This is a genomic window from Veillonella sp. LMAG:90 (genome assembly GCF_008679445.1).
GTDB lineage: Bacteria > Bacillota > Negativicutes > Veillonellales > Veillonellaceae > Veillonella_A.
On sequence record NZ_NAND01000001.1, the window covers coordinates 1759856 to 1785471 of the forward strand.

Sequence of the window (25616 nt, forward strand, 5' to 3'; positions counted from 1 at the left end):
AAGGGTTTCTAATCTATTGTAACACGAAATGACGAAAAGGACTATCAAAGTCAATGTATAGGGACTTAATTTGTGAAAATAATCTCCGCAATCGACCCAATTTTTGCCATTGTTTGATAGTTTATTTAATAAATACAAAAAACCGACCTTCTCAAATGAGAAGGTCGGCTTAAAGTCATGCACTTTTAACAAGCAGTATGTTATTAAGAGTTGGAACGGTCCTGAATCTTGAGCAAGCAGTCGCCACTTTCGATTCGGCTGCCTTCACGAACATATACTTCCCCAACGATACCGTCGATTGGCGATGTAATAGTCGTTTCCATCTTCATTGCTTCGGTTACGATGAGCGGTTCGCCCTTCAAGACGCTTTGACCTGTCTTAACGATAACTTTAACAACGGAACCGGACAAGGTTGCACCAACTTCACCAGGTTGAGTTTTGTCAACTTTATGACGAACAACACCGGTAGTTTTAACGTGTTTGTCGCGAATCTTAATATCACGAGGCTGACCGTTGAATTCAAAGCTTACAATACGATTACCGTCTTCATCCACTTCGCTCACATGAATTAATTTGATAATGAGCATTTTACCTTTTTCAATGGTAACGTGGATGGATTCACCACGACGCATGCCGAAGAAGAAGGTTGGCGTATCCAATACGGAAATATCGTCATAATCGCTGTTGAATTTTACATAGTCGCTGTAAACTTTAGGATATAAGCAGTATGCGATAACGTCTTCATCGGTTGCCGGCGAACCTAAATCAACCAAGTGTTTACGTACATCTTCAAAATCAACCGGTTCTAAATATGCCCCCGGACGACCTTTAAGCTGCTGTTTGCCCTTCAAAATAATCTTCTGTAATTTCTTAGGGAAACCTTGGTATGGAACACCCAAATAACCTTGGAAGAATTCTACTACGGATTGAGGGAAATCAAGGGTTTCGCCTTTATCGTAGATGTCTTGTTCCGTAAGGTCATTTTGAACCATGAATAAAGTCATATCACCGACTACTTTAGAGGATGGCGTAACTTTGATGATATCGCCAAACATCATGCTTACTTGATGATATACTTTTTTAACTTCATCCCAACGTTCACCGAGACCTACACTCTTAGCCTGTTGCTGCAAGTTGGAGAACTGGCCGCCCGGCATTTCATGCTGGTATACTTCGGTGCTTGGATATGGATTAGTTTTATCCACGCCTTTGTAGTATGGGCGAATGGATGCAAAGTAATGAGACATCTGTTCCATGTAATCTGCATTCAATTCAGGCTGACGGTCATGACCGGACAAACCATAATACAAGGAGTTCATGCTTGGCTGGCTGGTACCGTTGGCAAATGCCGAGTAGGCTACGTCAACTACGTCAACGCCTGCATCAATAGCACGGCCATAGGTATAAATAGCATTGCCAGCCCCTTCATGTGTATGCAAGTGGATTGGCAAATCAACAGCATCTTTCAAAGCAGATACCAAGTTGTAAGCAGCTTGTGGTTTCAAAAGACCGGCCATATCTTTGATGGCGATAATGTTGGCACCGGCTTTTTCTACTTCTTTAGCCATGCTTACATAGTAATCTAAGTTGTATTTTGTACGGCTTGCATCGAGAATATCGCCTGTGTAGCACAAGGATACTTCGGCAATCTTATTCTGATTGCGAACTTCATCGATAGCTACATGCATATTATCAAGGCTGTTCAAGCTGTCGAATACGCGGAATACATCGACACCGTTATCGGCCGCCAATTTAATGAACTGACGTACTACATTGTCAGGGTAGCTGGTATAACCTACCGCATTGGCACCGCGAAGTAACATCTGTAACAATACATTCGGAACTTGTTTGCGGAACATGCGTAAGCGTTCCCATGGATCTTCATGCAAGAAACGATAAGCTACGTCGAAGGTAGCACCGCCCCAGCATTCCAAGGAGAACAAATTGGATACACCGCGAGCCGCTTCGCCGGCTACACGCGCCATATCAACGGTACGCAAGCGAGTGGCAAACAAGGACTGATGTGCATCACGCCAAGTTGTATCGGTGAAAAATACCTGTTTTTGTTCACTTAACCATTTGGAGAACCCTTCAGGTCCCAATTCGTCAAATTTCTGTTTGGTACCTGCCGGTGGTTGACCCGGAAGCAAAGCCGGCATCTGAATCGGTTCAAAATCAGGTACTTCCTGATGACCAAGACCCTGGTAACCGTTAACGGTTACATCGGCGATGTAACGCAACATTTTAGTACCACGGTCACGAACTTGTTTAAAAATAAACAATTCAGGATGTTCATCAATGAAGTTAACATTGCAAGTACCGGACATGAATTCAGGACTTTCCAATACGTTAATTAAGAAGTGAATGTTCGTTTTGACACCGCGAATACGGAATTCGCGCAAACAACGAAGCATTTTCATGATGGATTCTTCAGGAGTTAGCGCCCAGGAAGAAGCTTTTACCAATAAAGAATCATAGTATGGCGTAATTACGGAACCGGTGAAAGCGTTGCCGCCGTCAAGACGAATACCGAAACCGCCACTGGAACGATAGGCTACCAATTTACCGGTATCAGGCATGAAGTTGTTGCTTGGATCTTCGGTGGTAATACGGCACTGAATAGCTTGACCGTTACATTCAATATCTTCTTGTGCAGGGATGCCTACTTCTTTATCGAATAAAGAATAGCCTTCCGCTACACGAATTTGAGTTTTTACAATATCAATACCGGTGATTAATTCGGTAATAGTATGTTCTACCTGAATACGAGGGTTTACTTCGATGAAGTAGAAATTGCCGTCATTGGTAACTAGGAATTCGACGGTACCGGCCCCTATGTATTTAACATTTTTCATAATTTGAACGGCTGCATCACAGATGCGTTGACGTGTTTCCATAGGCAATGCGAAAGCAGGTGCCATTTCAACAACTTTCTGGTGACGACGCTGTACGGAGCAGTCACGTTCATATAAATGAACTACATTACCATGAGCATCACCCATGATCTGTACTTCAATATGTTTAGGTTCAACGATTAATTTTTCAACATATACATCATCATCGCCAAAGGCCATTTTCGCTTCGGATTTGGCGCGATCATAGGCTTCACGAAGTTCGCCCATGGATTCAACGGCACGCATACCGCGACCACCGCCGCCGTTAACGGCTTTAATCATCAATGGGAAACCGTGAGTTTTGGCAAACTCTTCAAGTTCTTCAAAATTGTTAAGAGGTCCGTCACTCCCCGGAATCATAGGAATGCCGGCTAATTTAGCCTGAATACGGGCGTTTACCTTGTCCCCGAACATTTCCAAATGTTCCAGACGAGGTCCGATGAATGTGATACCTTCTTCTTCGCATCGTTTGGCAAAACGGGCATTCTCTGCCAAGAAGCCGTAGCCCGGATGGATGGCATCTACATCATGTTCATGAGCGATACGAATGATATCTTCGATATCCAAATACGCATCGACCGGTTTTTTACCGCGTCCTACTAAGTACGCTTCATCCGCTTGATTACGATGTAAAGAAAGCGAATCTTCTTTTGAGTAAATTGCTATTGTGCGAATTCCCATTTCGTTACACGCACGGAAAACACGGATAGCAATCTCACCTCGGTTGGCAACCAACACAGATTTAATTTCTTTCATGAGACTTCCTCCTCAACTTGTTACCTCTCTACATTGTAGGAGCATTCCCAAAGGAATACAACCTTTATTTACCATGTATACACAATACATACATGAGATAACCATAATTAGTATGTCACCAAAAGCCCGATAAAATATAACGCTTCCAGCCACATAACTACGCCCATAAGACGTTTGAACCAAAAAATACCTGTCCGATAATTTGGCTGTGTCACCAATTTAGCCAGTCGTTCCAAACGATTGGTGAGCCAAAATACAGGAATTAAATAGCCTATAATAAATGAAATAATCATCACCGATGCCAGTTTCCAGCCCGCTACGGCAATGGTAGCAACGAGCCAGATGTAAATCGGCAACCGATCATAACGCCACGAGAGACCAACCAAGAGACCCTGTTTTACAATAGCCAGAGTACGGCCTATCGGCGTGCGGGCTCTTTCAATGCGTCGTTCATCGCGCCCTTTAAGCGGCGCCGGATGAATAAAGGCAATCCACTCAAACGCTTGCAGCGACATGGCTACGAGCAAGACGCCCCAAATCACATAGGAACTGCCGCCAATACTGGTAGGGCCTAAAATACGCGAACCGATGACACCGACCACAATGATAGATGCGGTCATGCCAATGGCAAAATAAATACGCTTATATATATGTCCCGCCAAGCGTGGCAAAATCGCGGCCACCGTTTCCGGCACCAGCGACATGCCAAAGCCGGCCAAGAAAATTAATACGATTAACGTGAGCTTACCATAGGAAGTGCCTAGAACGTCCGTGATAAGCATTGTATACTCAGTCAGCATAAATACCTACCTTAAAAACGCCTTCATTAAATTATCCAACGCTTCCTGGTCATCAGCCCCCATGGTTTCGCGCGCCGAATGCATAGCCAGAATCGGTACGCCCACATCCATAGTACGCATAGCCAACATGGCGGACGTAATGGATCCTACCGTAGAACCGCCCGGAATATTCGAGCGATTTACATATATCTGATACGGAATAGAATCGTTTTCACACAAAGCCTTTACCGTGGCAATAGCCCACGCATCACCGGCATAGGATTGACTGGATGCCATTTTTAAAACAACACCCTTATTCAATATAGGATAATTGGTAATATCATTTTTTTCAGGATAGTTCGGATGATAACCGTGTGCCACATCGGCGGAAATCATGAAGCCCGCCGCTATATCGGCATAGCATTCCGCTTTTGTATGACCGGTCGCCATATAAATACGCTCAACCAATTGTGACAAAATTGTAGAAGCCCCGCCTTGTTTAGTGCGACTGCCTACTTCTTCATTGTCGAATAACACAACCATCCGAAGCCCTTCAGCGTCCATTGCTTTAGCTTCAAAAATACCTTCCAGGCAAGCTACACAGGACGTAAGATTATCGATACGTGGCGAACTGATAAATTCATCATAACGGCCAAAGGTTGTACCGCCTTCCACCGGATAAAGCGTCAATTCATAGGATAAAATATCCTCAGCCGGTCGTTTTACAAGCTCGCTCAAAAATTCACGCCACTCACTGTCGGTATTAATTTTATCATTACACATCATGAAAAGCGGCAACATATGCTTTTGCTTATCAAGCGCTACCCCTTCATTAATTTGACGATTCATATGAATAGCCAAATTAGGAATTGTCAAAAGCGGCCTTGCCACATCCACATAGTGAACGTCGGGCCGGAAGGGATCGTCCGTACGTGTCACTACCGCACCGGCCATAGACAAAGGGCGATCAAGCCAAGTGTTTAAAATCAGTCCCCCGTAAGTCTCCACATTAAGCTCACCATAGCCTTTGGCATCTACCAACGGATTTGGCTTAATACGAATAGCCGGAAAATCCGTATGGGCCGAAGCAATGCGCATAGAATGGCGAAGATTCAATCCGATATGAAAAGCTACCAACGCGGAGTCGTAGACCTTTACAAAGTAGTCCCCTTCACCGAGAGCCCAAACATCTTCAAGGAATAATTCCGTAAAACCTTTAGCCTTCAGCTCATTGGCACCGGTCTTCACCGTGTGATACGGGGAGGTACTATTATCTATAAAATCTAACAATCGTGCTACTGTATCCATAGTACACCTCATTTTGTTTAATTACACTGAATATTATAACACAATTGAAGCTAAAACAATCATAACCACCCGTAGAACGGGTGGTTTGCTCTGACCCTATAAGGGTCTTTCTCTAGTGGTTGCCCTCTAAAGAGGGCTTTGAGTAATCTGACAACCACTCTATTACCACTGGCTGCCCCCTACTCGGGGGCTTTTATTTTAGCCTACTTTACCTGCTCACCCGTGAACGGGTCCATATACTCTTTAAAATTTAACGTATCTTGAGCTATATCTTCTTGTAATTGATTGCGAATATACTCCTTTATCGCTCCTTCGTATCTGCCTACAGTATCCACATAATATCCTCTAAACCAAAAATGTCGATTTCCATACTTATATTTTAAATTAGCATGTTTATCGAATATCATGAGGCTACTTTTACTCTTTAAATACCCCATAAAACTTGATACACTTAAATGTGTCGGTATAGTAACAAGCATATGTATATGATCGGGGCAGCACTCCGCCTCTATAATCTCCACATTCTTTCTTGTACATAAATCTCTTAATATTTTCCCTATATCAACTTTTATTCGGTCATATATAACTTGTCGTCTATACTTAGGCGCAAAGACAATATGGTATTTACATCTCCATTTACTATGTGATAAGCTTTTTACGTCATTCATTGACATTGAACCTCCTAAGTTGAAATGTTGTGGTTGCCAGACCAACTTCATTGTACCATTAGGAGGTTCTTTCCTTTTCTATAAGAGTTTTTTACCGACCCCCAGTTTAACTGGGGGTTTAGTCATGCCTATTCGGCGTACAAAAAAGAGAAAGCCTGCCGCGCAAAGGGCAGTGCTTTCTCTTTTTAGGTTGGATATTATTCTATGAAATATATTAAAAATTTATTACCAAAGGCCCAAGACTTTCCACCACATGGAACCGACACCGAGCCAAATAACAAGGTTGACTACAGAAGCAATGAAACCTAAGCGCCACCAAGTATTCTGCGGAACATAGCCCGAGTTAAACAAGATTGGTGAAGGACCGGCTGCATAGTGAGTAAGGGACATACATAAGTTGGAGAAGAATGCGAACGCAAGCATTGCCAAGTACGGAGGTGTGCCGGCGCTGATAGCAACCGCTACGAACACTACATACATAGCCGTAATATGTACGGTAAGACTTGCGAACAAGTAATGGGAATAGGTGTAAATCAAAATCAAAATCATGAATGCCATGATCCATTCAATACCGGCTACTTGGTCACCGACGATTTTGGCAAACCAAGGAATAAAACCTAATTTATTCAATTGAGATGCCAAGGCCATCATAGTACCCATCCAGATTAAAGTATCCCAGCCGCCTTTTTCTTCCGTTACATCGGACCAGGTTAACACTTTAGTAACGAGGAGGATACTTACGCCCAATAATGCAACCGTAGTTGCGTTAAGGCCGGTAAACTGACCGGTAGCCCACAAAACTAGAGATAAAATAAATACGCCGAGCATTACCTTTTCAGCAAAACTCATAGAGCCGAGTTCTTTTAATTCCTTAGCAATATGAGCTTGAATTTCACGGGTATCTTTTAATTCCGGCGGATAAATAAAGTATAAAATCAGCGGCATAACAATCAAGGCCACTAAGCCCGGAACGATGGCGGCAATAGCCCAATCGCCCCAAGTAATGGTGTAACCGAAAGAAGCAGCGATTAAAGAAGCCACCAAGGTATTACCGGCCATGGAAGTCATAAACATAGCGGATGTAATGGTATTGCCTTGATAAATTGTTTGAATCAAATAGGCACCGATTTTACGAGCTGTATCGCCCGGTTCGGAACCGAAAGCAGATGCTAACGATTTAGTAATCAGATAAATAACCCCGCCCGCACGAGCCGTATTGGATGGTGTGGCCGGCGATCAAATTAAATCACTGACAACAAGAGCATACGATAATTTCAAAGAGTTACTGCCTACCGCTGTAATCATAGTGTAAGCAATACGTTTACCCAAACCGGTTTTGATAAAACCGCGGGAGAATAAGAAAGCAGCTACGATTAACCAAATAGCTGTATTGGCAAAACCGGCTAAGCCTTCGCCGATTTTTAAAGTGTTGGTTACAGCCGAAATGACAATACTGATAATCGATAAGGCCCCGATTGGCAGTGGCTGTAAAATGAATCCTAAAATAGTACCGGCAAAAATAGCGAATAAGTGCCACGCTTGCGGTTTAAGACCTTCCGGTACCGGCATAAACCAGATGATGACACCTACTAAGATGGGAGTAATCCATGACATATACTTTTTCACGTAATGTTCCTCCCTTTCCCTTTTAACAACTTTGTTACTTGAATAATATCCTACATATAAAAAACACAGGCTACTCCCCTTTTCTATAAAGAAAATAAGCAGCCTGAGTTTAATACCTTATGTAATGCTATTGAGGTAATTCTACAGATTCTAAGTTCGTTTGTTCAATGTCTTCTAACTTGCCGGCATCACAAAGAGCTGCTACGTTTGGATCAATTGGTAAACGACCTAACAACAATAAATTATAACGTTCAAGTACATCATCAATATGACTGTCACCGAAAATCTTGTAATCTTTGCCGTTATCCGGGCAATGGAAATACGAGAAGTTTTCTACAACCCCGATAATCGGAATTTGCATGAGTTCAGCCATCTTAACGGCCTTCTCAACAATCATAGATACCAAGTCCTGCGGTGATGTTACAACTACAATACCGTCTAAGGACAAAGACTGGAATACGGTAATGGCTACGTCGCCGGTTCCCGGTGGCATATCCACGAATAAATAATCCAAATCCTTCCAAATTACATCCGTGTAAAACTGCTTAACTACATTGCCTACGATAGGACCACGCCATAACACAGGGTCACTTTCGTTCTCGAGTAAAAGGTTAACCGACATTACGTCGATGCCGCCTTTAGATTGAATCGGGTACATACCTAATTCATCTACATGGGCTTTACCGTTAATACCAAATACTTTAGGGATGGAAGGACCGGTAATATCACCATCAAGAATCCCTACTTTAAAACCACGACGTGCCATCGTAATAGCTAATAAAGATGTAACGAGGGATTTACCTACGCCACCCTTACCGCTGACTACGCCGATAACATGTTTTACACTGCTTAAATCATTAAGCTTTGCCGTCAAATCCGGCGGCGTTTGTTGGGCACTGCCGCAAGAGGATGCCGAAGAGCAACCGCTGCAGCCGCCTGAACTACCACATGCCATAAAATACACCTACTTTCAATCGGCCTTGCCGATATATTCATTTAATTATTTGAAGAATTCTTTCTTCATTTAAAGTGTAGCATATAAAACAGCTTTTATCAATATAAGAGAGTGCATGGCAAACATGATAATCTGTTATGCCCATGCACTCTGATGATTTGTAATTATACGAAATTATGAAGTAATTGTAAAGTCTAATCAATCAAAAAATATGACTATTTGATAAATGATTTCGTCAATTGACCTACAATCGTCATACCTGCCACGATTTGTTCCTTACTTGGGAAGGTAAAACTGAAGCGGAACGACTGACCGGCCGGTACACCGTCGGCCGCAAAGGCTGCCCCCGGTACGATACCTACCTTATGCTCCATACAGGCTTCGAAGAAAGCGTCACAATCGACACCGTCCGGCATGGTAAGCCATAAGAACATACCGCCTGTGGGTTCCACAAAATGAACTTTATCGCTACCATGCGTGCGAAGAGTTTGCATCATCAAGTCTGCTTTCTCTTTGTACACTGTTGATACGTGTTTAATCTGAGCGTCATAGTCAATAACATCGAGTAAACGGGATACAACGCGCTGTGTAACGAGCGGCATTTGACCGTCCTGATTATTTTTAAGCGCCTGAATGGCGTCAATCGCCTGTTTCGGGCCATATAGGAAACCAACACGTAACCCGGCGGATAATGTTTTAGAATAAGAACCGGCATAGATGACGCGATTATCCGTGTCCATTTCTTTAAACGTCGGCACAATGTTGTCGGTAAAACGAATTTCACCGTATGGATCATCTTCGTAGATAAACAGATTATATTTAGCGGCAATCGCATAAATCGCTTTGCGGCGTTCCAATGGCATAGTAATACCGGTCGGATTTTGGAAGTTAGGAATTAAGTAGATGTATTTCCCCTTGCCTTTTTTTGCCTGTTCTTCGAGGGCTTCCGGAATCATACCGAAATCGTCCATAGCGATGCCCACGGCTTTAGCCCCCACATTGCGAACCGCATTGATACCGCTGGTAAAAGAATAAGCATCCATAAACACTTCGTCACCCGGTTCACACAAAGTACGCGGAACAAGCCCCAAATCTTGACCGGCACCGATGGAAATCAAAATTTGTTGACCTTCCGTCGGCATATGACGAACTTTAACAAGGCGTTCAACAGTTTGTTCCGCTAAACGGGCATCACCGGCCATTGGGCCGTACTGTAATATTTCAATCGGATTCGTATGTACCACATGATCGAAGGCTTCCTGAATGGCTTCTACAGGAATAGCTTCCGAAGCGGGATTTCCGATGCCAAAACTGATAAAACCGGGAATACCGGCACCGCGTTCAAATACTTTACGGATAAAATTAGGGCCTTTCATTACGGCTCTGTCCGGAATTTGAAATGTAAAACTCATAACTCTCTCTCCTTTTACTACTATACTGCCAAGCTACATGTTGGATAAACGATAAGCGTACCCAAGTAGGTACGCTTACATTTAACTTGTTATTTATTTTACTATGAAACTTTGAATTTGACCACTGTTTATATTAAGCGACGACCGGATAATTCACTTTCCGTTTTTGAAAAACACATTTCGTTTAACTTAAATCAGCCTTAATGAGCGGATACTTATTCCGGCGTTTGCTCGCGCTTTTTCATCCAACGCTTATAACCATACCAAGCTATGGCATACACAACAGTTGCGACCACCACAATAATCGTCAAACGATCCAAATGCTGATGCAACATGACTGCATCGTGACCTACCACTACTTCAAGGGCAGTGGACGGAAACTTACCGATTAAGTTGGCAATGGCATAATCACGCAAGCTGATACGACTGATAGCCCCTAAAGCGGTAATGATACCGGATGGAAAATAAGGAATCGTACGGGCAAACAGCATAACGGCGAGCCCGTTTTTACTGCTGAAATCATCAACTTTAAGTAAAAACTTATTTTTCTGAATGAGCTTTTCAGCAGAGTCACGCAAAATATAACGCATGAGTAAGAAGCTGATGATAACGCCCACCGTTTCAGCGAGCCAGGAAATAATAATCCCCGGAATCAAACCGAAGATTAGACCGTTCGCGGTTGAAAAGAAAATGGACGGCAAAAAGCCCGCAATATTTATAATTACATCGAGCACAAAGCTGATAACCCATGCCCAGGCACCATAACTTTGGAGGACTTCCGCAATGTGATGTACATCACCGGTGCCCATCAAGTCAATCATATCACCGTAAAAGCCCGGCACAATGAGCTCCAAGCTAGCCAATAAAACGACTGCTAATACAACAACAAATACTTTAACCTTTGTTTCTGCTTTCATTCAGTACCCTCATACTAATTAACTCTATATAAAACATATACTCACATGTTTTAAAATCACAAATAAAACAAAAATGACCTTACCATTATTTCGAAATATTTCGAAATCTATTGTTCACTTGTATTTTACCATAAATAAGAGGCATAGAGGTACCCTTTACGTTTAAATTTATCTATTGTTTAGATTTATAAGTTTGATGAAATAAGAAAAGGGCTTGTCAAATTCCTCTGACAAGCCACTCCCTCTATTTATTATATAATTGTAAAAACAATTATATAACAAATAATGTAACGATTAATTGTAATGATTAAACCTCAATAGTTCTTTTGTTAAAACCACAGATGCCCATTCTGATGATTTTAATGTAATACTGCCGGAAATTATAAGCCTACTTTGGCTACCAACTGTTCAATCAATTGACGCTGTGCCGCTAATTCAGCTTCTTGCTGAGCCAAACGATCTTGCTGCGTTGCTACCGTATTTTCAAGGCTTGTATTCTTAGCCTGCAAAGTCGCTACTTCGGAAGTAAGTGCACGAACAGCTTTCGGACCGCTTGGACGGTCGCCTTCACCTTTGGAACCAAAACGTAAGGACACGCCTAGGTTTACCATGTTTTCATCACCAAGCGTACCACCTACACTAAACAAAGTATCTTCGTTAGCTTGGTAAAAGGCACCGAGAGCCATAGCCTGTTCACCTTTGTAATTACCGATACCGGCAGCTACGGTGAATTTATCTTCTTCATCGAATTGAAGCGGATGTAAAGCTGCCAACGCTGCCGCGGATGCCCCTACCTTATCAAGACGTTGGTCGAGTTTACCTACACGATTATTAATAGCCGAAACATCACTTGCGATTGCACCTACATTTTCAGAAAGTGTATTCACGTCATTTGTAAGATTGCCCAAATCTGTTGTCAACGTGTTCACATTCGTAGTGAGCGTATCTACATTGGTGTTTAAAGTACTTACATTGGCGGAAATGTTGTTTACATCAGTTCTTAATATGCTTACATTGCCTTCGATAGTCGTTACTTTACCATCAATGGTCTGAACTTTGGTGTCAATGTCATTTACTCGAGTGTTAGTATCTGTGATGCGATCATGTGCTTCAGTGGCCAAGGTATTGGTTGCATCAATACGACTGTTTACATCTTTAAGACCTTGTTGCGCATCGTTAACACCTAATCGATCTTTTAATGTATCTACCAATGTATCTTTCAAATTAGAGCCGTCTGAATTTAACTTCTTATCAAGCTCCGGTTGAACGGCATTTTTGATTGCATCGTTAGATACGTTAACTGCAAAGGTTTTAGCACCATTTTCACCAACACCTTCTGTAACAGTTGTATTGACACCATCTATAACCTTGATGGAATCTTTAGCAATATCTTTTACATCCGCTTCTTTCAACTGACTATCTGTTAAACTCTTAATTTGATTTTGTACAACTTCACTGAGCCCTGTTACGTCAGCTTTGGTAGCTAGGCTCTTATCACCGGCAGTTAAACCGGCTTTAAGACTATCTAAATTAAGACCAACTTTGTAAGTCGTTTTGTTAGCATCAGAATTGTCCGGTGTTACCGAAATATATTGCGCATCGTCAGCTTGAGTTACAATTACTGAAGCTTTTGCTAAGTCTCGAACAACTGTTTTGCCATCATCAGAAAGATTAGATAAATCTTGCTTTGCTGCGCTATTAATCTTCGAAGTTAAATCATCACTTAAGCCAACAGTGTAAGTAGTAACACCTTCAGTTACTGCTTTAGATGAATCAGTAGTTAATTTCAATGTTCCGTCCACAGCCACATCAGTGCGTAAGGCGTTTACTTTGTATACCATACCAGTGGACTTATCTTCAGCCACGTCTAAAAGTGTTACATTGTTGCCTGCAACCAAGGTTACGCGACTACGTTTTAACTGTGCCACGTTAACCGCATCGGTATCTTGGGTACCGGCAGCTACACCGGTGATTTGACGAGTAAGGCCGAGGTCGCTGTTACCGATAGCAAAGGCACTATTAGTAGATTCCCAAGCACCGGCTGCTTTACCGTAATCATTCGCCTCATCCCCTTCATCAGTAGCAAAGACCCATAATGTACTTTGATTATATAAATTGGCTAGTCTTCCTTTTTCTGTATAAAGAGCTTGTAGTTCAGATTGTTTTTGAGTATCCGTTTTGGTCCCATCATTCATAATAGCCGTCACCTTACTTTGGTAAGTACTATCAAAAGCTTTATATGCTTTTTCTGCATTTTCCATAGCAGTTCGGTATCCGGCAACTGCATCTTTATTTTTTTCATAAGTTGCTAAATTATCACCGGTCAAAACTGTGTTCATTTCTGAAACAACTGCATTATTTAATGGATCGTAGCCTTTTACACCATAGGATACAGTGGCTTTGGAATTATTACCGATGGCTACACCACCAATGACAGATGCGTTACTACTGCTGGTAGAGCCTACAGTCGCAGCATTGCCAATGGCAACTGCATCACCAACGGCACGTGTATTTTCACCAATTGCTATACTCTTATAACCGATGGCATTAGCTCTGCTACCTACACCAATCGCGTAATCGCCACGAGCTTTTGAATAACTGCCTACAGCAATACCACTTTGGCCGTTTGTAACGGAATTACTACCCACAGCTAAAGCAATTCTATTAAAAGCTTTAGCACTGGTACCAAGAGCAATGGACTGAATACTTCCCGGTGCATCCGTAGCCTCGGAACCAATTGCTATCGTTGTTTGGCTATTGGCTTTTGCCTTCGATCCTAATGCTAATGCCGAAGCACCTGTCGTTTTTGCCAAATAACCAACCGCTAAGCCGGCACCACCAGCAGCAGTGCCAACAGGAGTTACCGCCGCACTATTTACATAACTACCCACGCCAATGGCAATATCGCCGTCATATTCAGCTTGTGCCGCGCCACCGATGGCAGTAGACGAAATACCGCTTGTTCTGGCAAATGCACCAATAGCAGTACTGGAAATCGCACTGGATTGAGCATTACCACCAATCGCGAGGCTCAGATTCTCATTAGCGCGTGATCCCAAGCCGATAGCAATGGCACCATCACCACTGGAGGAATCAATACCACTGGTATTACCGGCCTGAGCATCAGTACCGATGGCAATAGTACTGGAACCAGAGCTTATGGCTTGCGTACCAAACGCTAGCGATGCATCACCGTTAGCTTGAGATTTTACACCATTGGCATTGGCCAATAAACCTGTATCTGACGCACCATACCCCGTAGCCATAGCACCGGTTACTTTATTATTAACATTGTCAACATTAATCGCTAATGTTTCATCCGTAGCAGACTTATCTTCCGAATACCCTACCTCTACCGAATATGTTTGAGTTCCATTATCAACGTTCCCCACAGTGCTATTAGTAGCCGTACCTACACTAATAGCATTCGTAACATATACATAATTGCCGGCTTGAAGTTCATTAGCTTTTGAAGGTGTTGCCACTTCCGCAGCTAATGACTGTGTTGTTAAAGCTGTGCCGCCTAATACTGCTAAAGATACTGCCAACGCCAATTGTTTTTTATTTTTCATCTACAAACTCCTCTTGCTCTCAAAACACCTACACTAACTAAACACTAACATCAAATAAAAAGATGTTAGATTTAACGGAATATATTCTGCAGTAAAATACACATTTCCAAAAATAATTTTTCCTATTTTATTTTTATCTTAATTTCATTAATCACTTAAATGTAATTTAATGAATAAGCTTTCCCTTAAAAAATAAATAATCATTAAGTCTATTTTGAAAAAATCAACAAATAACTTTTTAAGATATTATATTGTATACTCTTTGTAAAATAATAGTTTACAAGCAATTTCTAATCAACATATTAAATGCAAATAATTTTATATAAAATTAAATTATTTTTTAATTAACTATAATATCTCATAAAGTTATATCTTGTTGAATAACTACATCTCATATTCATTTTGTAAAAATCATATCATAAAGTTTTCATGAAAGCAATTAATTTTTTTGACAGTAATCTTATTTTTTTATATATAAATTTTGAAATATAATTTAATATATTATTTAAAAATCCTTCTATTTTCTAAAGTCAATGTCTTTTACTCATTTGAAATATTACATTAGTGGTACTTAAAAAATTTCAATAAATAATACAAAAACAGTATAGAAAAAAGAAGTCAAAGTAAAATTTAGGTAAATTACCAAAATTACTTTGACTTCTTCTTTTTTTCTTACATTTTATTGTGATTTCATAGTAAAACTATATTAAATCAAATAAATAGTATTAAAACTGTTACCTCATATTATAGGTTCGATATTACATACCTACTTTAGCCATCAACTGCTGAATCAAGGCACGTTGTTGTTCTAATTCAGTTTGCTGTTGAGCTACGGTATCTGCCAAGCCTTTATTCTGAGCTTTAAGGTCGGATACTTCATTTTGTAAACCGCTTACGTCAACAGTTGTACCTGTTCTGTAAATAGCATCACCTTTTTGACCGAATTTCAAGGATACGCCAACATTAAACATTGTTTCATCACCAAGTGTGCTGGCTACGCTGAACATAGTATCAGCATTTGGACGATAGAATGCACCGATAGCAGCAGCGGAATCGCCTTTATAGCTACCTAAGGAAGCAGCGGCGGAGAATTTATCTTGTGGATTGAATTCCAATGGATGTAAACCTGCTAATGCAGCAGCACCGGCACCAACTTTATCTACACGATCATTCAAACTGTTTACACGACCGTTTAAGTTGCTTACACTGTCATTTAAGTTAGATACATTAGTTTCCAAAGAATCTACACGGTTAGTAACTTCCGTAACACTCTGATTTACATTAGTAACACCTAATGTATTTTTCCAGTTATTGATGTTTTCAGTACTTAAGTTGGAACCGTCAATATTAGCTTTCTGATCCAATTCAGGTTTAACTGCATTTTTAATAGCGTCATCGGAAACATCTACGGCATAAGTAATTGCACCATCTTTAACATCACTTACTGTTCTAACTGTAGTGTTATTACCATCGGCTAATTTAATGTTTTCTTTAGCAACATTTGTGATATGAGTATCACTAGCCTGACCAGTCACAACAGAATTAATAGCTTGGTTCAAAGTATCCCCGGTAATGAGGTTCTTGTCCCCGGCTGTATTAGTACCTGTACCTAATGCATCACGCAAAGCGTCTTTGTCTAAGGATACGTCATATTGGTTTACACCGGATTTCTGTTGTTCTTCATTTAAGCCAACTTTAATGAAGTTGTCACCATTCTTAACGGTAACGGCTTTCTGTGCTGCATCAGTAATTACTTTTTTACCTGCTTCGTTAAGATTATCCAAGTTGGTATTGGCTTTTTGAGACAAGCTACCATTTTCTCCAGCAATATCATTAATCTGTTTCTGAACATCATACAACTGACCGCCGTTAACGGCATCAGTGGATCCTTCTACTACACTGCCATTGCCAACATTTTTAATTATATTACCACCCATATTTACATTACCGGATTGGATTATAATGTTGGATGTTTTGCTTCCGGATGGTGCACCAATAGTTAAACCGGAGTTATTTAAAGTAGTACCGTTTTCACCAAATGTGATGCTACCGGCATCGGATAAATCCAAAGTATTGCTCAAACCAACCTGAATTAAACGTTTATCTGCATCAACGGAAGTCGTAATATTATCGTTAGCACCAACAATATCGATACGGGTTTTATCCGCATCACTAGTAATGGCTAAACCGTCAGCTGTGCTAGCTTTATCGGCACCTACTGTAATATTAGAAATAGTAGCGTTAGCTACACGTTTTAACTGAGCTACGTTGACTGCATCAGTATCAGTAGTACCTGCAGCTACATTTGTAATTTGACGAGTCAATATAGAAGTTACACGACCATCACTGCTATATGTTGTAGCACCAACACTGACTGCACCACCGGTAGATTTGAAAACACCAAGTTCAGTACGTTGTTGACCTAAAGCTGCTGTAAAATCTTGGTTAGCTTTCGTCCATGCGTTTAAAGCATTCGTGGCGGCAACGGCATCAGCCTGAGCTTTGGCTTTAGCAGTTACTGCAGCTGCGTAAGCTTCTTGTTCAGATGCAATAGTACTGCCTTTAGTATTCCTAATAATTTCATCTTGTTTATCAACTTCATCTGCGGCCGCATAATAAGCTGCATTTAATTCATTAAATTTTGTAATTTGGCTTGCATAAGTGGTAGCAAAGTCTTTAGAAACATCACTGGCACTGATAGCCCCTGCCAAAGCTTCTGCACTGGCAGGTACATAACTACCATTACCGTCATCGGCAAACGGAACATAGCCGATCGTGTTAGAGCGACGATCAGCGATAGATGACGTGCCTAAAGCAACGCCGGTCGAAACTTTAACGTTAGCATCTGTACCTAAAGCAACACCGCTATAAGCAACCTTGGCACTCTTGCCAAGCGCTACACCATACACGCTACTAGTCGAGGAGTTAGCACCGATAGCAATGCCACCGACGGCTGTGGCATCGTTACCAATAGCCATACTATAATTAATTACGTTATAGTTTTGAGATCCATCGCTTTGTAAGTATTTATAAAATAGACCCGCCGAAGCACCAGAGCCAATAGCAACGCCTTGTGAAGAACGTGCCCCGTTACCTAAAGAAACAGCGTTCGTCTTCGCATAAGTATTTTTACCAAAAGACGAGCTTTTATCGCCAGCATAAGCACCAGAACCTACAGCTGTAGAACCAGTAATGGCTTCAGCATAAGTACCAATGGCCGTACTGTAGTTACGAGCCGAATAAGCACCAATACCGATAGCTGTGTTGCCTGTGCTATTTGTATCATTTTTATTACCTGCCGATTGACCATCAACGCCTTCCCCGTTTTTTTTGTTGTTAGTTGGTGTTCTAGAAAAAACAGCACCTTGAGCATTGGTCGTTTGACGATAATCGATAATACTATCTGTAGCCGTATTCACTTCAGTACCCTTATCAAGGACATCCGTACTTGTTGGTTCTTTACCAATCCCTACATAAGACCCGGTCAAACCCGCTGCATCAACCGTATACACACTCAAAGACGTTACACCAACCAAAGCCGCTAACGCTAATTTAGTTGCCAACTTAATGTTTTTCCCTTTTTTCATAGTCATACCTCTTTCAAAACTGCAACACACTTGTCTAGTTTTTGTCCCCAAGTCTCCCTATCCAAATTCTCGCTACACTACAATCCCACAGTAAAAGTCCGATTACCCCCCCCGATGAATTTTAATTATTTTTTCATGTTGAGTCTAATCAAACCATTATTCACATCAAATATATTTTTTATTGTATGCATCTTCTTTCACTCACAACTAACATAAATAAATATATAGGAGTAAATAATATTACTTGATTTCTAATCTATCATATACCTAATGATTAGATGAAGTAAATGTTATTTAACTCTTCATAATTTACCAAATGACTCTTCATTTATATGAAATCAAAATTACCGATAGTAAAGCATATAGTCCAAAAAGCGGACTATTTCAATAATTATGTATTTTTAAACAAGATTACATTAAAATTTCACGCACGAGCTTTTTTATGAATAAACCATGATTCATGCCTTATTTATGATTTTCGATTAACTTAAAACAAAGAATAATTTTAACTTAAAAATAATAATTATTTTTCATATTTTTCTATAAAATTAACACTGATTCATCTTTTTTATATAAAAGTCATCTATTTTATCACGTTTTTTATACACGAATCGTTAAATATATTTATCAACTAAATAAACACTTCATTTTAATTTTAATAAATTTATAAATCAAAAAAGCAGTTATAAAATAAAAATTTTATAACTGCTTTAGCATATACCTATTAAATTTTATCTATAAAAATATTAGAGTCCTTTAACAAATTCTCGGCACTTGATCCTCGCCCAACTGATCAAGCAAGCGAACCCCGCCAAGCGCTGTTTTAAGACCAACCTTACCGGCGTTACTGCTAAGCACCTCACCGATACAAGCAGCCTCACGGCCATATTCATTAGCACGCAAGATTTCAAGCACTGTATCGGCCACATCCGCTTCCACAACAAATACGGCTTTACCTTCATTAGCTAAATACAATGGATCGTAACCCAAAATACTGCACACTGACTGTACTTCATCATGAATCGGCAAGGCATGTTCATCTACACGAATCCCCACATTCGCCTGACCGGCAATTTCATACAGCGTTGTAGCGAGACCACCGCGCGTAGGGTCGCGCATAACAGCCACTTTATTTCCCACTGCCTCAAGTACGGCCATAACCATATGATTAAGCGGTGCACAGTCGGTTTTAATCGTCGGTGGCAGAGCCAATTCGTAGCGACTGCCCATTACAGCAATGGCATGATCACCCAGCGAACCGGATACGATAATCTTCATGCCCGGCTTAACACGTTCGGGGTCAATATTAATTCCTTCAGGAATCATACCCACGCCGGCGGTATTAATATAAAGACCGTCTACAGCGCCTTTTTCAACAACCTTTGTATCGCCGGTCACAATGGAAACGCCCGCTTCTTTGGCCATATCGGCCATAGTCGCCAAAACGGAATCCAAGGTTTTCACCGACAACCCTTCTTCCAGAATAAGACCGCAGCTGAGATATAGCGGTTTAGCCCCATTCATGGCCAAATCGTTAACAGTACCGCATACAGCTAATTTACCGATGTTGCCACCGGGAAAAAACTGTGGTGTAACCACGTAGGAATCGGTGGTAAACGCCATGCGCCCGGCGGGCACTTCAAATTGAGCACCGTCATGTAATTTTGCCAATGCTTCATTTTTAAAATGAGGCATAATATATTTTTCCATCAGTTCATGGCTGAATCGGCCGCCATTACCATGAACCAAACGTATTGTTTCATCCATAAATTACTCCTTAGTCGGCTTTTATTCTTCCCAAGTCATACCGCCGCTGGCACGACCGTATTTATACCAAGCCGCGCAGCTGCCTTCTACGGATACCATGCAGGCACCTACGGGATGGTCGGCCGTACATAACTTACCGAATAAACCGCATTCATCGGGACGAATTAAGCCCTGCAACACACGGCCGCATTGACAGCTTTTCGGCACACCGCCACTTTCAATCGGGCCCAGTGGAATCATGCGTTCCGCATCAAAGGCGGCATATTCACCTTTTAAGCGCAAACCGGACTTAGGAATCACACCGATACCGCGCCAGGTATCATCAATCACTTCATAGAGTTCATCCATAAGCTTCACCGCTACGGGATTCCCTTTTTTAGCGACCACCGACTTATATTGATTGCCCACATAGTACTGACCGCTCTTGCGCTGCGCCAATAAATCGCGCACCGCCGCCAAGATTTCGAGACCATCAAAACCGGCAATACAGGACGGCATATGGCATTCCGTTGGAATAAAGCTATATGGTTCTTCACCGATAATAACACTCACATGACCGGGTAAAATAAAGCCGTCCAGGTGGCCTTCTTTTTGATTAGCTAAAGCCCGCAGAGCCGGCGGCACCAACTTATGGGATACCAAGAAGAACACATTCTTAAGACCGGACATAGCCACTGCCTTAACGGCCGCCGCAATGACGGCAATAGTCGTTTCAAAACCGATAGCCAAGAATACGATTTTTTTATCCGGATTGGCTTTACCGAGTTCAATAATTTCCAAAGGACTGTAGATAATGTGGATATGGGCACCGGCACTCTTCGCTTCCCACAGATTGCTGTGCGTGCCCGGTACTTTTAACATATCACCAAACGTAGCCACAATGACATCATCCATGGCCGCATAGGCCAACGCTTTATCCATATATACCTGGTCGGTTACACATACGGGACAGCCCGGGCCGCTGACGAGCTCGATACCGTCCGGCAACAACTGACGAATCCCTTCGCGGAAAATTGCCACCGTATGCGTACCGCACACTTCCATGAACCGAACTTGTTCGCCCGGCGTATGGAGTGCTTTTATTTCTTCCAACAGTTCATTAGCGACCTGCGTTTTTTCCTGCAAAGTAATTTTCTTCAAGTTCTTCCAACTCCTTAAAGGCTTCCATTGTTGCATTAGCCTCTTCTTCATCTACGATTTGGACAGCGCAACCGGCATGAACCAGTACGTAATCGCCAACCTTGGCTTCCGGTACCAACATGAGATTGACATCCCTAGTTACTCCCGTAAGCTCAATCGTGCCGATGAATTCATTTACTTTTATTAATTGAGCAGGTACTGCTAAACACATAGTATTTCCCCCTAACTTTCAAACGGAGTTTTAATAACTTCTTTGATCAAAACTGCTTGCTGCCGACAAAATATATGACTCTATATATCTCACGGTTTTATTCACGATTTTATTCACGTTTTTCAGAACAAGCTTATAGGTCAGCCAACTTTTGGTGACCCAGCCATAATTGTCCCAACGCCAAACCACCGTCATTAGGCGGCACTTGACGCGGCAACAGCATAACTTGATCGTGATTTATACTCATCATTTCTTCGATAAGGCGTCTATTTTGAAAAACACCGCCGCAAAGAATAACTTGCTTAATATTATATTGGGTGCACAAATGCTCCATCGTTTCCGTAATGCCATAGGCTAAGGTGCGATGGAATGACGCCGCCAAGACGCGTTTAGAAATACCGTCGCCCAAATGACCGATAATATCCTGAACCAGCGGTTTAAAATCAAGGATTTTGCCGTCAAAAATAAATTCCTTAATTTTGCCACGCTCACCATAGGCTAATTGTTCGAGGCTCATGGCAATTTGCCCGTCAAAGGTATGCTCGTTACCAAGGCCTAACAAGCAACCCACGGCATCGAATAAACGGCCTGCACTGCTGGCGTCAACCATAGGCATATTGTTTTTCATCATAAAATCCAACAATTCCCAATTATCCGGCAATTGATTAAACCATGGCTCAAGCCAAGCCGGTGTATCATCGCCGAATTTATCGCGTACATACCAAAGCGCCTGACGCCACGGTTCTTTGACGGCCGCTTCACCGCCCGGTAACGGGGCCGTATGTATATGAGCCAAACGCTGCATGGAATGACCTTGGCAGAGTAAAAACTCACCGCCCCATATAGTGCCATCAAGACCATAGCCGGTGCCATCGAAACAGATACCCAACACGGGCTCCGAATCCAGCCCGTATTCAGCCATAACCGCCGCTACATGAGCATGGTGATGTTGCACCTGAATATACGGAACATTATGCTCTTCACTATAAGTTTTACCATATTGCGAAGAGAAATACTGCGGATGATAATCGGCCACTACCGCTTCCGGCGTAAGGCCGAATAAATCTTTATACCGGTCAATCGTCCAGACAAGACTGTCATTCATCGCCATATTCGCCAAATCACCGATATGAGGTCCCATAAGTACCGCTTCATCACGGTTCATGGCAAAGGCATTTTTTAAATCGCCCCCCATGGCGAGAATCGTCTTTTTGCCTTCATTCGGCAAGCGAACTTTAAACGATGTCGGTACGTAACCGCGACTGCGTCGTACTTGTAAGGTTTCACCCTTAACAACCTGTACCACGGAATCATCCACGGAGGCCACAATACGTCGATTATGGACGAGAAAATAATCCGCCACATGTTTTAACTGACTGATTGCTTCCTCATCTTTAAAAATCACCGGCTCACCGCTACGATTGCCGCTGGTCATAACCCAAACAGCACCGGCCGGAAGCCAAACTTCATGGACCGGCGCATAAGGAAGCATAATCCCCACATAGTGATTATTAGGCGCTACCGCCTGCCACGCCACTTTAGCATCGCTTCGTTGCGGCACTAATACAATAGGTCGCGCCGGCGATTGTAAGAGTGCTTCTTCTTCCGGCGTAATATGGGCAATTTCTTTCGCCGTTGCCAACGAATCCACCATAACCGCTAAGGGTTTATGCGGCCGTTGTTTGCGCTCTCGAAGAGTCATAATGGCCTTCTCATTCGTGGCGTCACATACCAAGTGATAACCGCCTACCCCTTTAAAGGCAATGATGTGACCGGTCATGACGTAGTCACGGCCCAAAGTGAGTGGATCCAAATCCTTTGAGGTGGGCTCCAATTTCTCAATATTTACCTCATACAAAGTGTACTGCGGCCCGCATACGGGGCACGCATTCGGTTCCGCATGATAACGGCGATTGTCTTCCGACTCATATTCGTTCTTACAAGCCGGACAAAGGGCAAACTCCTTCATTGATGTAAACTTACGGTCATAAGGCACTGTTTCCACAATGGTGTACCGAGGTCCGCAATGAGTACAGTTAATAAAGCCGTAGTGAAAACGGCGGTTCATCGGATCATGCAATTCCCTTCGGCACGCTTTGCACGGCGCCGTATCAGCGCCGATAAACGTAGCCGGTTGTTTACCCGCCGGCGAAGGGGCAATGACAAATAAGCTGTCCTCTTTTAAAGGAATCTCATATGCCTTAACCGAGTCAATCCGTGCTATAGGTCCTTTGCGCTCTTTTACAGCATCAACAAATTTTGCCAACGCTTTCTCCGTGCCCTGCACTTCTACATAAACACCGGCATCGTCATTATAAACAAAACCCGTTAATCCCAATTCTCGTGCTACAACCGCAATCAGGGGCCGAAAACCGACCCCCTGTACTATCCCTGTAAATCGTATACCTTGTCGCTTCATAAATAGTTCCTTTATTATATACTATTTGCTTACTTGTTATACGGTATTTAGTTTTACATCCAATTGTGCTGTTTGCGTTCCTGGAAGGCCGGATCCTCCTTCGGCACAATTCCTTGTTCTCGCAATTCATCAAGCTCAGCCTGGATCATAATGGCGCATTCAATGCGTTTTTTCTGCAATTCACAACCTAAAGCATATGGTTCGTGAATAGTCCCTGTAAAGGTTTCATTATTGGCATGGCAACCGCCGGAGCAGAAGAATTTAGCCCAACAAGCGGCACATGTCGGCTTCGTAAATACATGAGTATTGCGGAATTCACGAGGAATATCAAAGTTCTTAAGACCTTCGTACACATTCCCCAATACATAGCCGTCACGACCGACAAACTGATGGCATGGGTAAATATCACCGTTCGGTACGATGGCCATGTATTCATGACCGGCACCGCAACCGCGCAAGCGTTTAGCCATACATGGGCCGCGATATAAGTCCATACGGAAGTGGAAGAAATTGAACTTCTCACCCCAACCTTCCTTTTGACGTTCCAAATACAAATCGGCAAGCTTTTCGTATTCTTTCATCAAAGCCGGTAAATCTTCTTCACGAAGTACATAGTCCCCTTCTTTACCGACTACCGGTTCCATGGATAAATGTTCAAAACCGAGGTCGGACATGGCAATAACGTCTTTCGTGAAATCGAGATTATTATGCGTATAGGTACCGCGTGCATAGTATTCAAGACCATGACGCTGTTTAACCGCGTTAATCAAGTTTTTGGCAACGGTTTTATATGTATCCGTACCGCCGGCGCTCGGACGCATGTGATTATGCACTTCTTCACGGCCGTCGATGGATAACACCATGCTCAATTTATGTTCGTTGAGGTAATCGATTTTCTCCTGAGTCAACAACACACCGTTAGTGGTCATGGTCATTTTGAAAATCTTATTGTGCTCAGCGCCTACTTTTTCAGCATACTCGATGGTTTGTTTAACGACTTCCCAGTTCATCAATGGTTCGCCGCCAAAGAAATCTATTTCCAAATGTTGACGAGGCCCACTCATAGAGATTAAGAAATCAACGGCACGTTTGGCCACATCAAAACTCATGAGTTCACGTTTTACCCCGCCGTAATCGCCCTGACTGGCAAAGCAGTAACGGCAAGCCAAGTTGCAGTCGTGAGCAATGTTAAGGCATAAGGCTTTAACGATTGGTTTTTCAGCTGCCACCAATTTGAAATCTTCAGACATTGGTGCATAGAGCATTTCATCTTTAATCAAAGAGTCCAATTCGTCTAATAATTCATTGATTTCTTCCGGTGATTCAACCCCGTCAAAAGCCTGATGAACCGCTTCACGATTCGTGCCGTCATAAATATCGAGCACTTTATCGGTAAATTCGTCAATCACGTGAATAATACCGCTATTAACATCAAGACAGAAATACTTATCCTTCATCTTGAATTTGTGAATCATTGGTTTTAATTCTAACATGGTACCTCCATATATTTAATAGTTACTACTACCTTTATATTATACATCATTTATCTACTTTTAGCTTAAAAAAAAGGTTCTACCATATATGAAATAATGACATACAAGACCT

At 42.1% G+C, this 25616-nt stretch carries 14 protein-coding genes and 1 pseudogene; all 15 read right to left on the minus strand.

Going from position 1 to position 25616, the window contains the following annotated elements:
* Positions 1 to 203: 203 nt before the first annotated feature.
* Complete coding sequence (locus tag CCC71_RS07830; protein WP_021842421.1) at positions 204 to 3650, minus strand: pyruvate carboxylase; 3447 nt, start codon at positions 3648 to 3650, stop codon at positions 204 to 206.
* A 107-nt stretch (positions 3651 to 3757) separates the two neighbouring features.
* Positions 3758 to 4450, minus strand: coding sequence for a hypothetical protein (locus tag CCC71_RS07835; RefSeq protein ID WP_021842420.1), 693 nt, complete (start codon positions 4448 to 4450; stop codon positions 3758 to 3760).
* 6 nt (positions 4451 to 4456) lie between these two features.
* Positions 4457 to 5737: a M18 family aminopeptidase gene (locus tag CCC71_RS07840; RefSeq protein WP_021842419.1), complete on the minus strand. Its 1281-nt coding sequence runs from the start codon at positions 5735 to 5737 to the stop codon at positions 4457 to 4459.
* Positions 5738 to 5940: 203 nt separating this feature from the next.
* On the minus strand, positions 5941 to 6405 hold the full coding sequence (gene tnpA, locus CCC71_RS07845; protein WP_296333612.1) for an IS200/IS605 family transposase: 465 nt from the start codon (positions 6403 to 6405) through the stop codon (positions 5941 to 5943).
* Between the two features lie 225 nt (positions 6406 to 6630).
* Positions 6631 to 8019 (minus strand): annotated as a pseudogene (locus tag CCC71_RS07850) (anion permease).
* 139 nt (positions 8020 to 8158) lie between these two features.
* Positions 8159 to 8986, minus strand: a complete 828-nt coding sequence (locus tag CCC71_RS07855) for an Mrp/NBP35 family ATP-binding protein (RefSeq protein WP_021842416.1) — start codon at positions 8984 to 8986, stop codon at positions 8159 to 8161.
* A gap of 215 nt (positions 8987 to 9201) precedes the next feature.
* Positions 9202 to 10398: an aminotransferase-like domain-containing protein gene (locus CCC71_RS07860; RefSeq protein ID WP_021842415.1), complete on the minus strand. Its 1197-nt coding sequence runs from the start codon at positions 10396 to 10398 to the stop codon at positions 9202 to 9204.
* A 215-nt stretch (positions 10399 to 10613) separates the two neighbouring features.
* Entirely contained in the window at positions 10614 to 11315 is a 702-nt protein-coding gene (locus CCC71_RS07865; RefSeq protein WP_021842414.1) for a TVP38/TMEM64 family protein, read from the minus strand.
* Between the two features lie 380 nt (positions 11316 to 11695).
* Positions 11696 to 14887, minus strand: a complete 3192-nt coding sequence (locus CCC71_RS07870; RefSeq protein WP_295268984.1) for a YadA-like family protein — start codon at positions 14885 to 14887, stop codon at positions 11696 to 11698.
* 758 nt (positions 14888 to 15645) lie between these two features.
* Positions 15646 to 18474: a beta strand repeat-containing protein gene (locus CCC71_RS07875; protein WP_296333412.1), complete on the minus strand. Its 2829-nt coding sequence runs from the start codon at positions 18472 to 18474 to the stop codon at positions 15646 to 15648.
* A 756-nt stretch (positions 18475 to 19230) separates the two neighbouring features.
* Entirely contained in the window at positions 19231 to 20241 is a 1011-nt protein-coding gene (gene hypE / locus CCC71_RS07880; protein WP_021842411.1) for a hydrogenase expression/formation protein HypE, read from the minus strand.
* 21 nt (positions 20242 to 20262) lie between these two features.
* Positions 20263 to 21381, minus strand: coding sequence for a hydrogenase formation protein HypD (gene hypD / locus CCC71_RS07885; RefSeq protein WP_156704886.1), 1119 nt, complete (start codon positions 21379 to 21381; stop codon positions 20263 to 20265).
* Complete coding sequence (locus tag CCC71_RS07890) at positions 21341 to 21592, minus strand: HypC/HybG/HupF family hydrogenase formation chaperone (protein WP_021842409.1); 252 nt, start codon at positions 21590 to 21592, stop codon at positions 21341 to 21343. Before CCC71_RS07890 ends, hypD begins: the two co-directional genes overlap by 41 nt.
* 133 nt (positions 21593 to 21725) lie before the next feature.
* Complete coding sequence (gene hypF / locus CCC71_RS07895) at positions 21726 to 24011, minus strand: carbamoyltransferase HypF (protein WP_295243343.1); 2286 nt, start codon at positions 24009 to 24011, stop codon at positions 21726 to 21728.
* 53 nt (positions 24012 to 24064) lie between these two features.
* The gene (gene scfB, locus CCC71_RS07900) at positions 24065 to 25504 is read right to left on the minus strand and encodes a thioether cross-link-forming SCIFF peptide maturase (RefSeq protein WP_021842407.1); all 1440 of its coding nucleotides are present in this window, start codon (positions 25502 to 25504) and stop codon (positions 24065 to 24067) included.
* Positions 25505 to 25616 lie beyond the last annotated feature (112 nt).

What these genes read in the sequence shown, in the direction of transcription:
- CCC71_RS07830 (WP_021842421.1), bottom strand. Translation starts at nt 3,650, where the DNA reads ATGAAAGAAATTAAATCTGTGTTGGTTGCCAACCGAGGTGAGATTGCT.
- CCC71_RS07835 (WP_021842420.1), bottom strand. Translation starts at nt 4,450, where the DNA reads ATGCTGACTGAGTATACAATGCTTATCACGGACGTTCTAGGCACTTCC.
- CCC71_RS07840 (WP_021842419.1), bottom strand. Translation starts at nt 5,737, where the DNA reads ATGGATACAGTAGCACGATTGTTAGATTTTATAGATAATAGTACCTCC.
- tnpA (WP_296333612.1), bottom strand. Translation starts at nt 6,405, where the DNA reads ATGAATGACGTAAAAAGCTTATCACATAGTAAATGGAGATGTAAATAC.
- CCC71_RS07855 (WP_021842416.1), bottom strand. Translation starts at nt 8,986, where the DNA reads ATGGCATGTGGTAGTTCAGGCGGCTGCAGCGGTTGCTCTTCGGCATCC.
- CCC71_RS07860 (WP_021842415.1), bottom strand. Translation starts at nt 10,398, where the DNA reads ATGAGTTTTACATTTCAAATTCCGGACAGAGCCGTAATGAAAGGCCCT.
- CCC71_RS07865 (WP_021842414.1), bottom strand. Translation starts at nt 11,315, where the DNA reads ATGAAAGCAGAAACAAAGGTTAAAGTATTTGTTGTTGTATTAGCAGTC.
- CCC71_RS07870 (WP_295268984.1), bottom strand. Translation starts at nt 14,887, where the DNA reads ATGAAAAATAAAAAACAATTGGCGTTGGCAGTATCTTTAGCAGTATTA.
- CCC71_RS07875 (WP_296333412.1), bottom strand. Translation starts at nt 18,474, where the DNA reads ATGAAAAAAGGGAAAAACATTAAGTTGGCAACTAAATTAGCGTTAGCG.
- hypE (WP_021842411.1), bottom strand. Translation starts at nt 20,241, where the DNA reads ATGGATGAAACAATACGTTTGGTTCATGGTAATGGCGGCCGATTCAGC.
- CCC71_RS07890 (WP_021842409.1), bottom strand. Translation starts at nt 21,592, where the DNA reads ATGTGTTTAGCAGTACCTGCTCAATTAATAAAAGTAAATGAATTCATC.
- hypF (WP_295243343.1), bottom strand. Translation starts at nt 24,011, where the DNA reads ATGAAGCGACAAGGTATACGATTTACAGGGATAGTACAGGGGGTCGGT.
- scfB (WP_021842407.1), bottom strand. Translation starts at nt 25,504, where the DNA reads ATGTTAGAATTAAAACCAATGATTCACAAATTCAAGATGAAGGATAAG.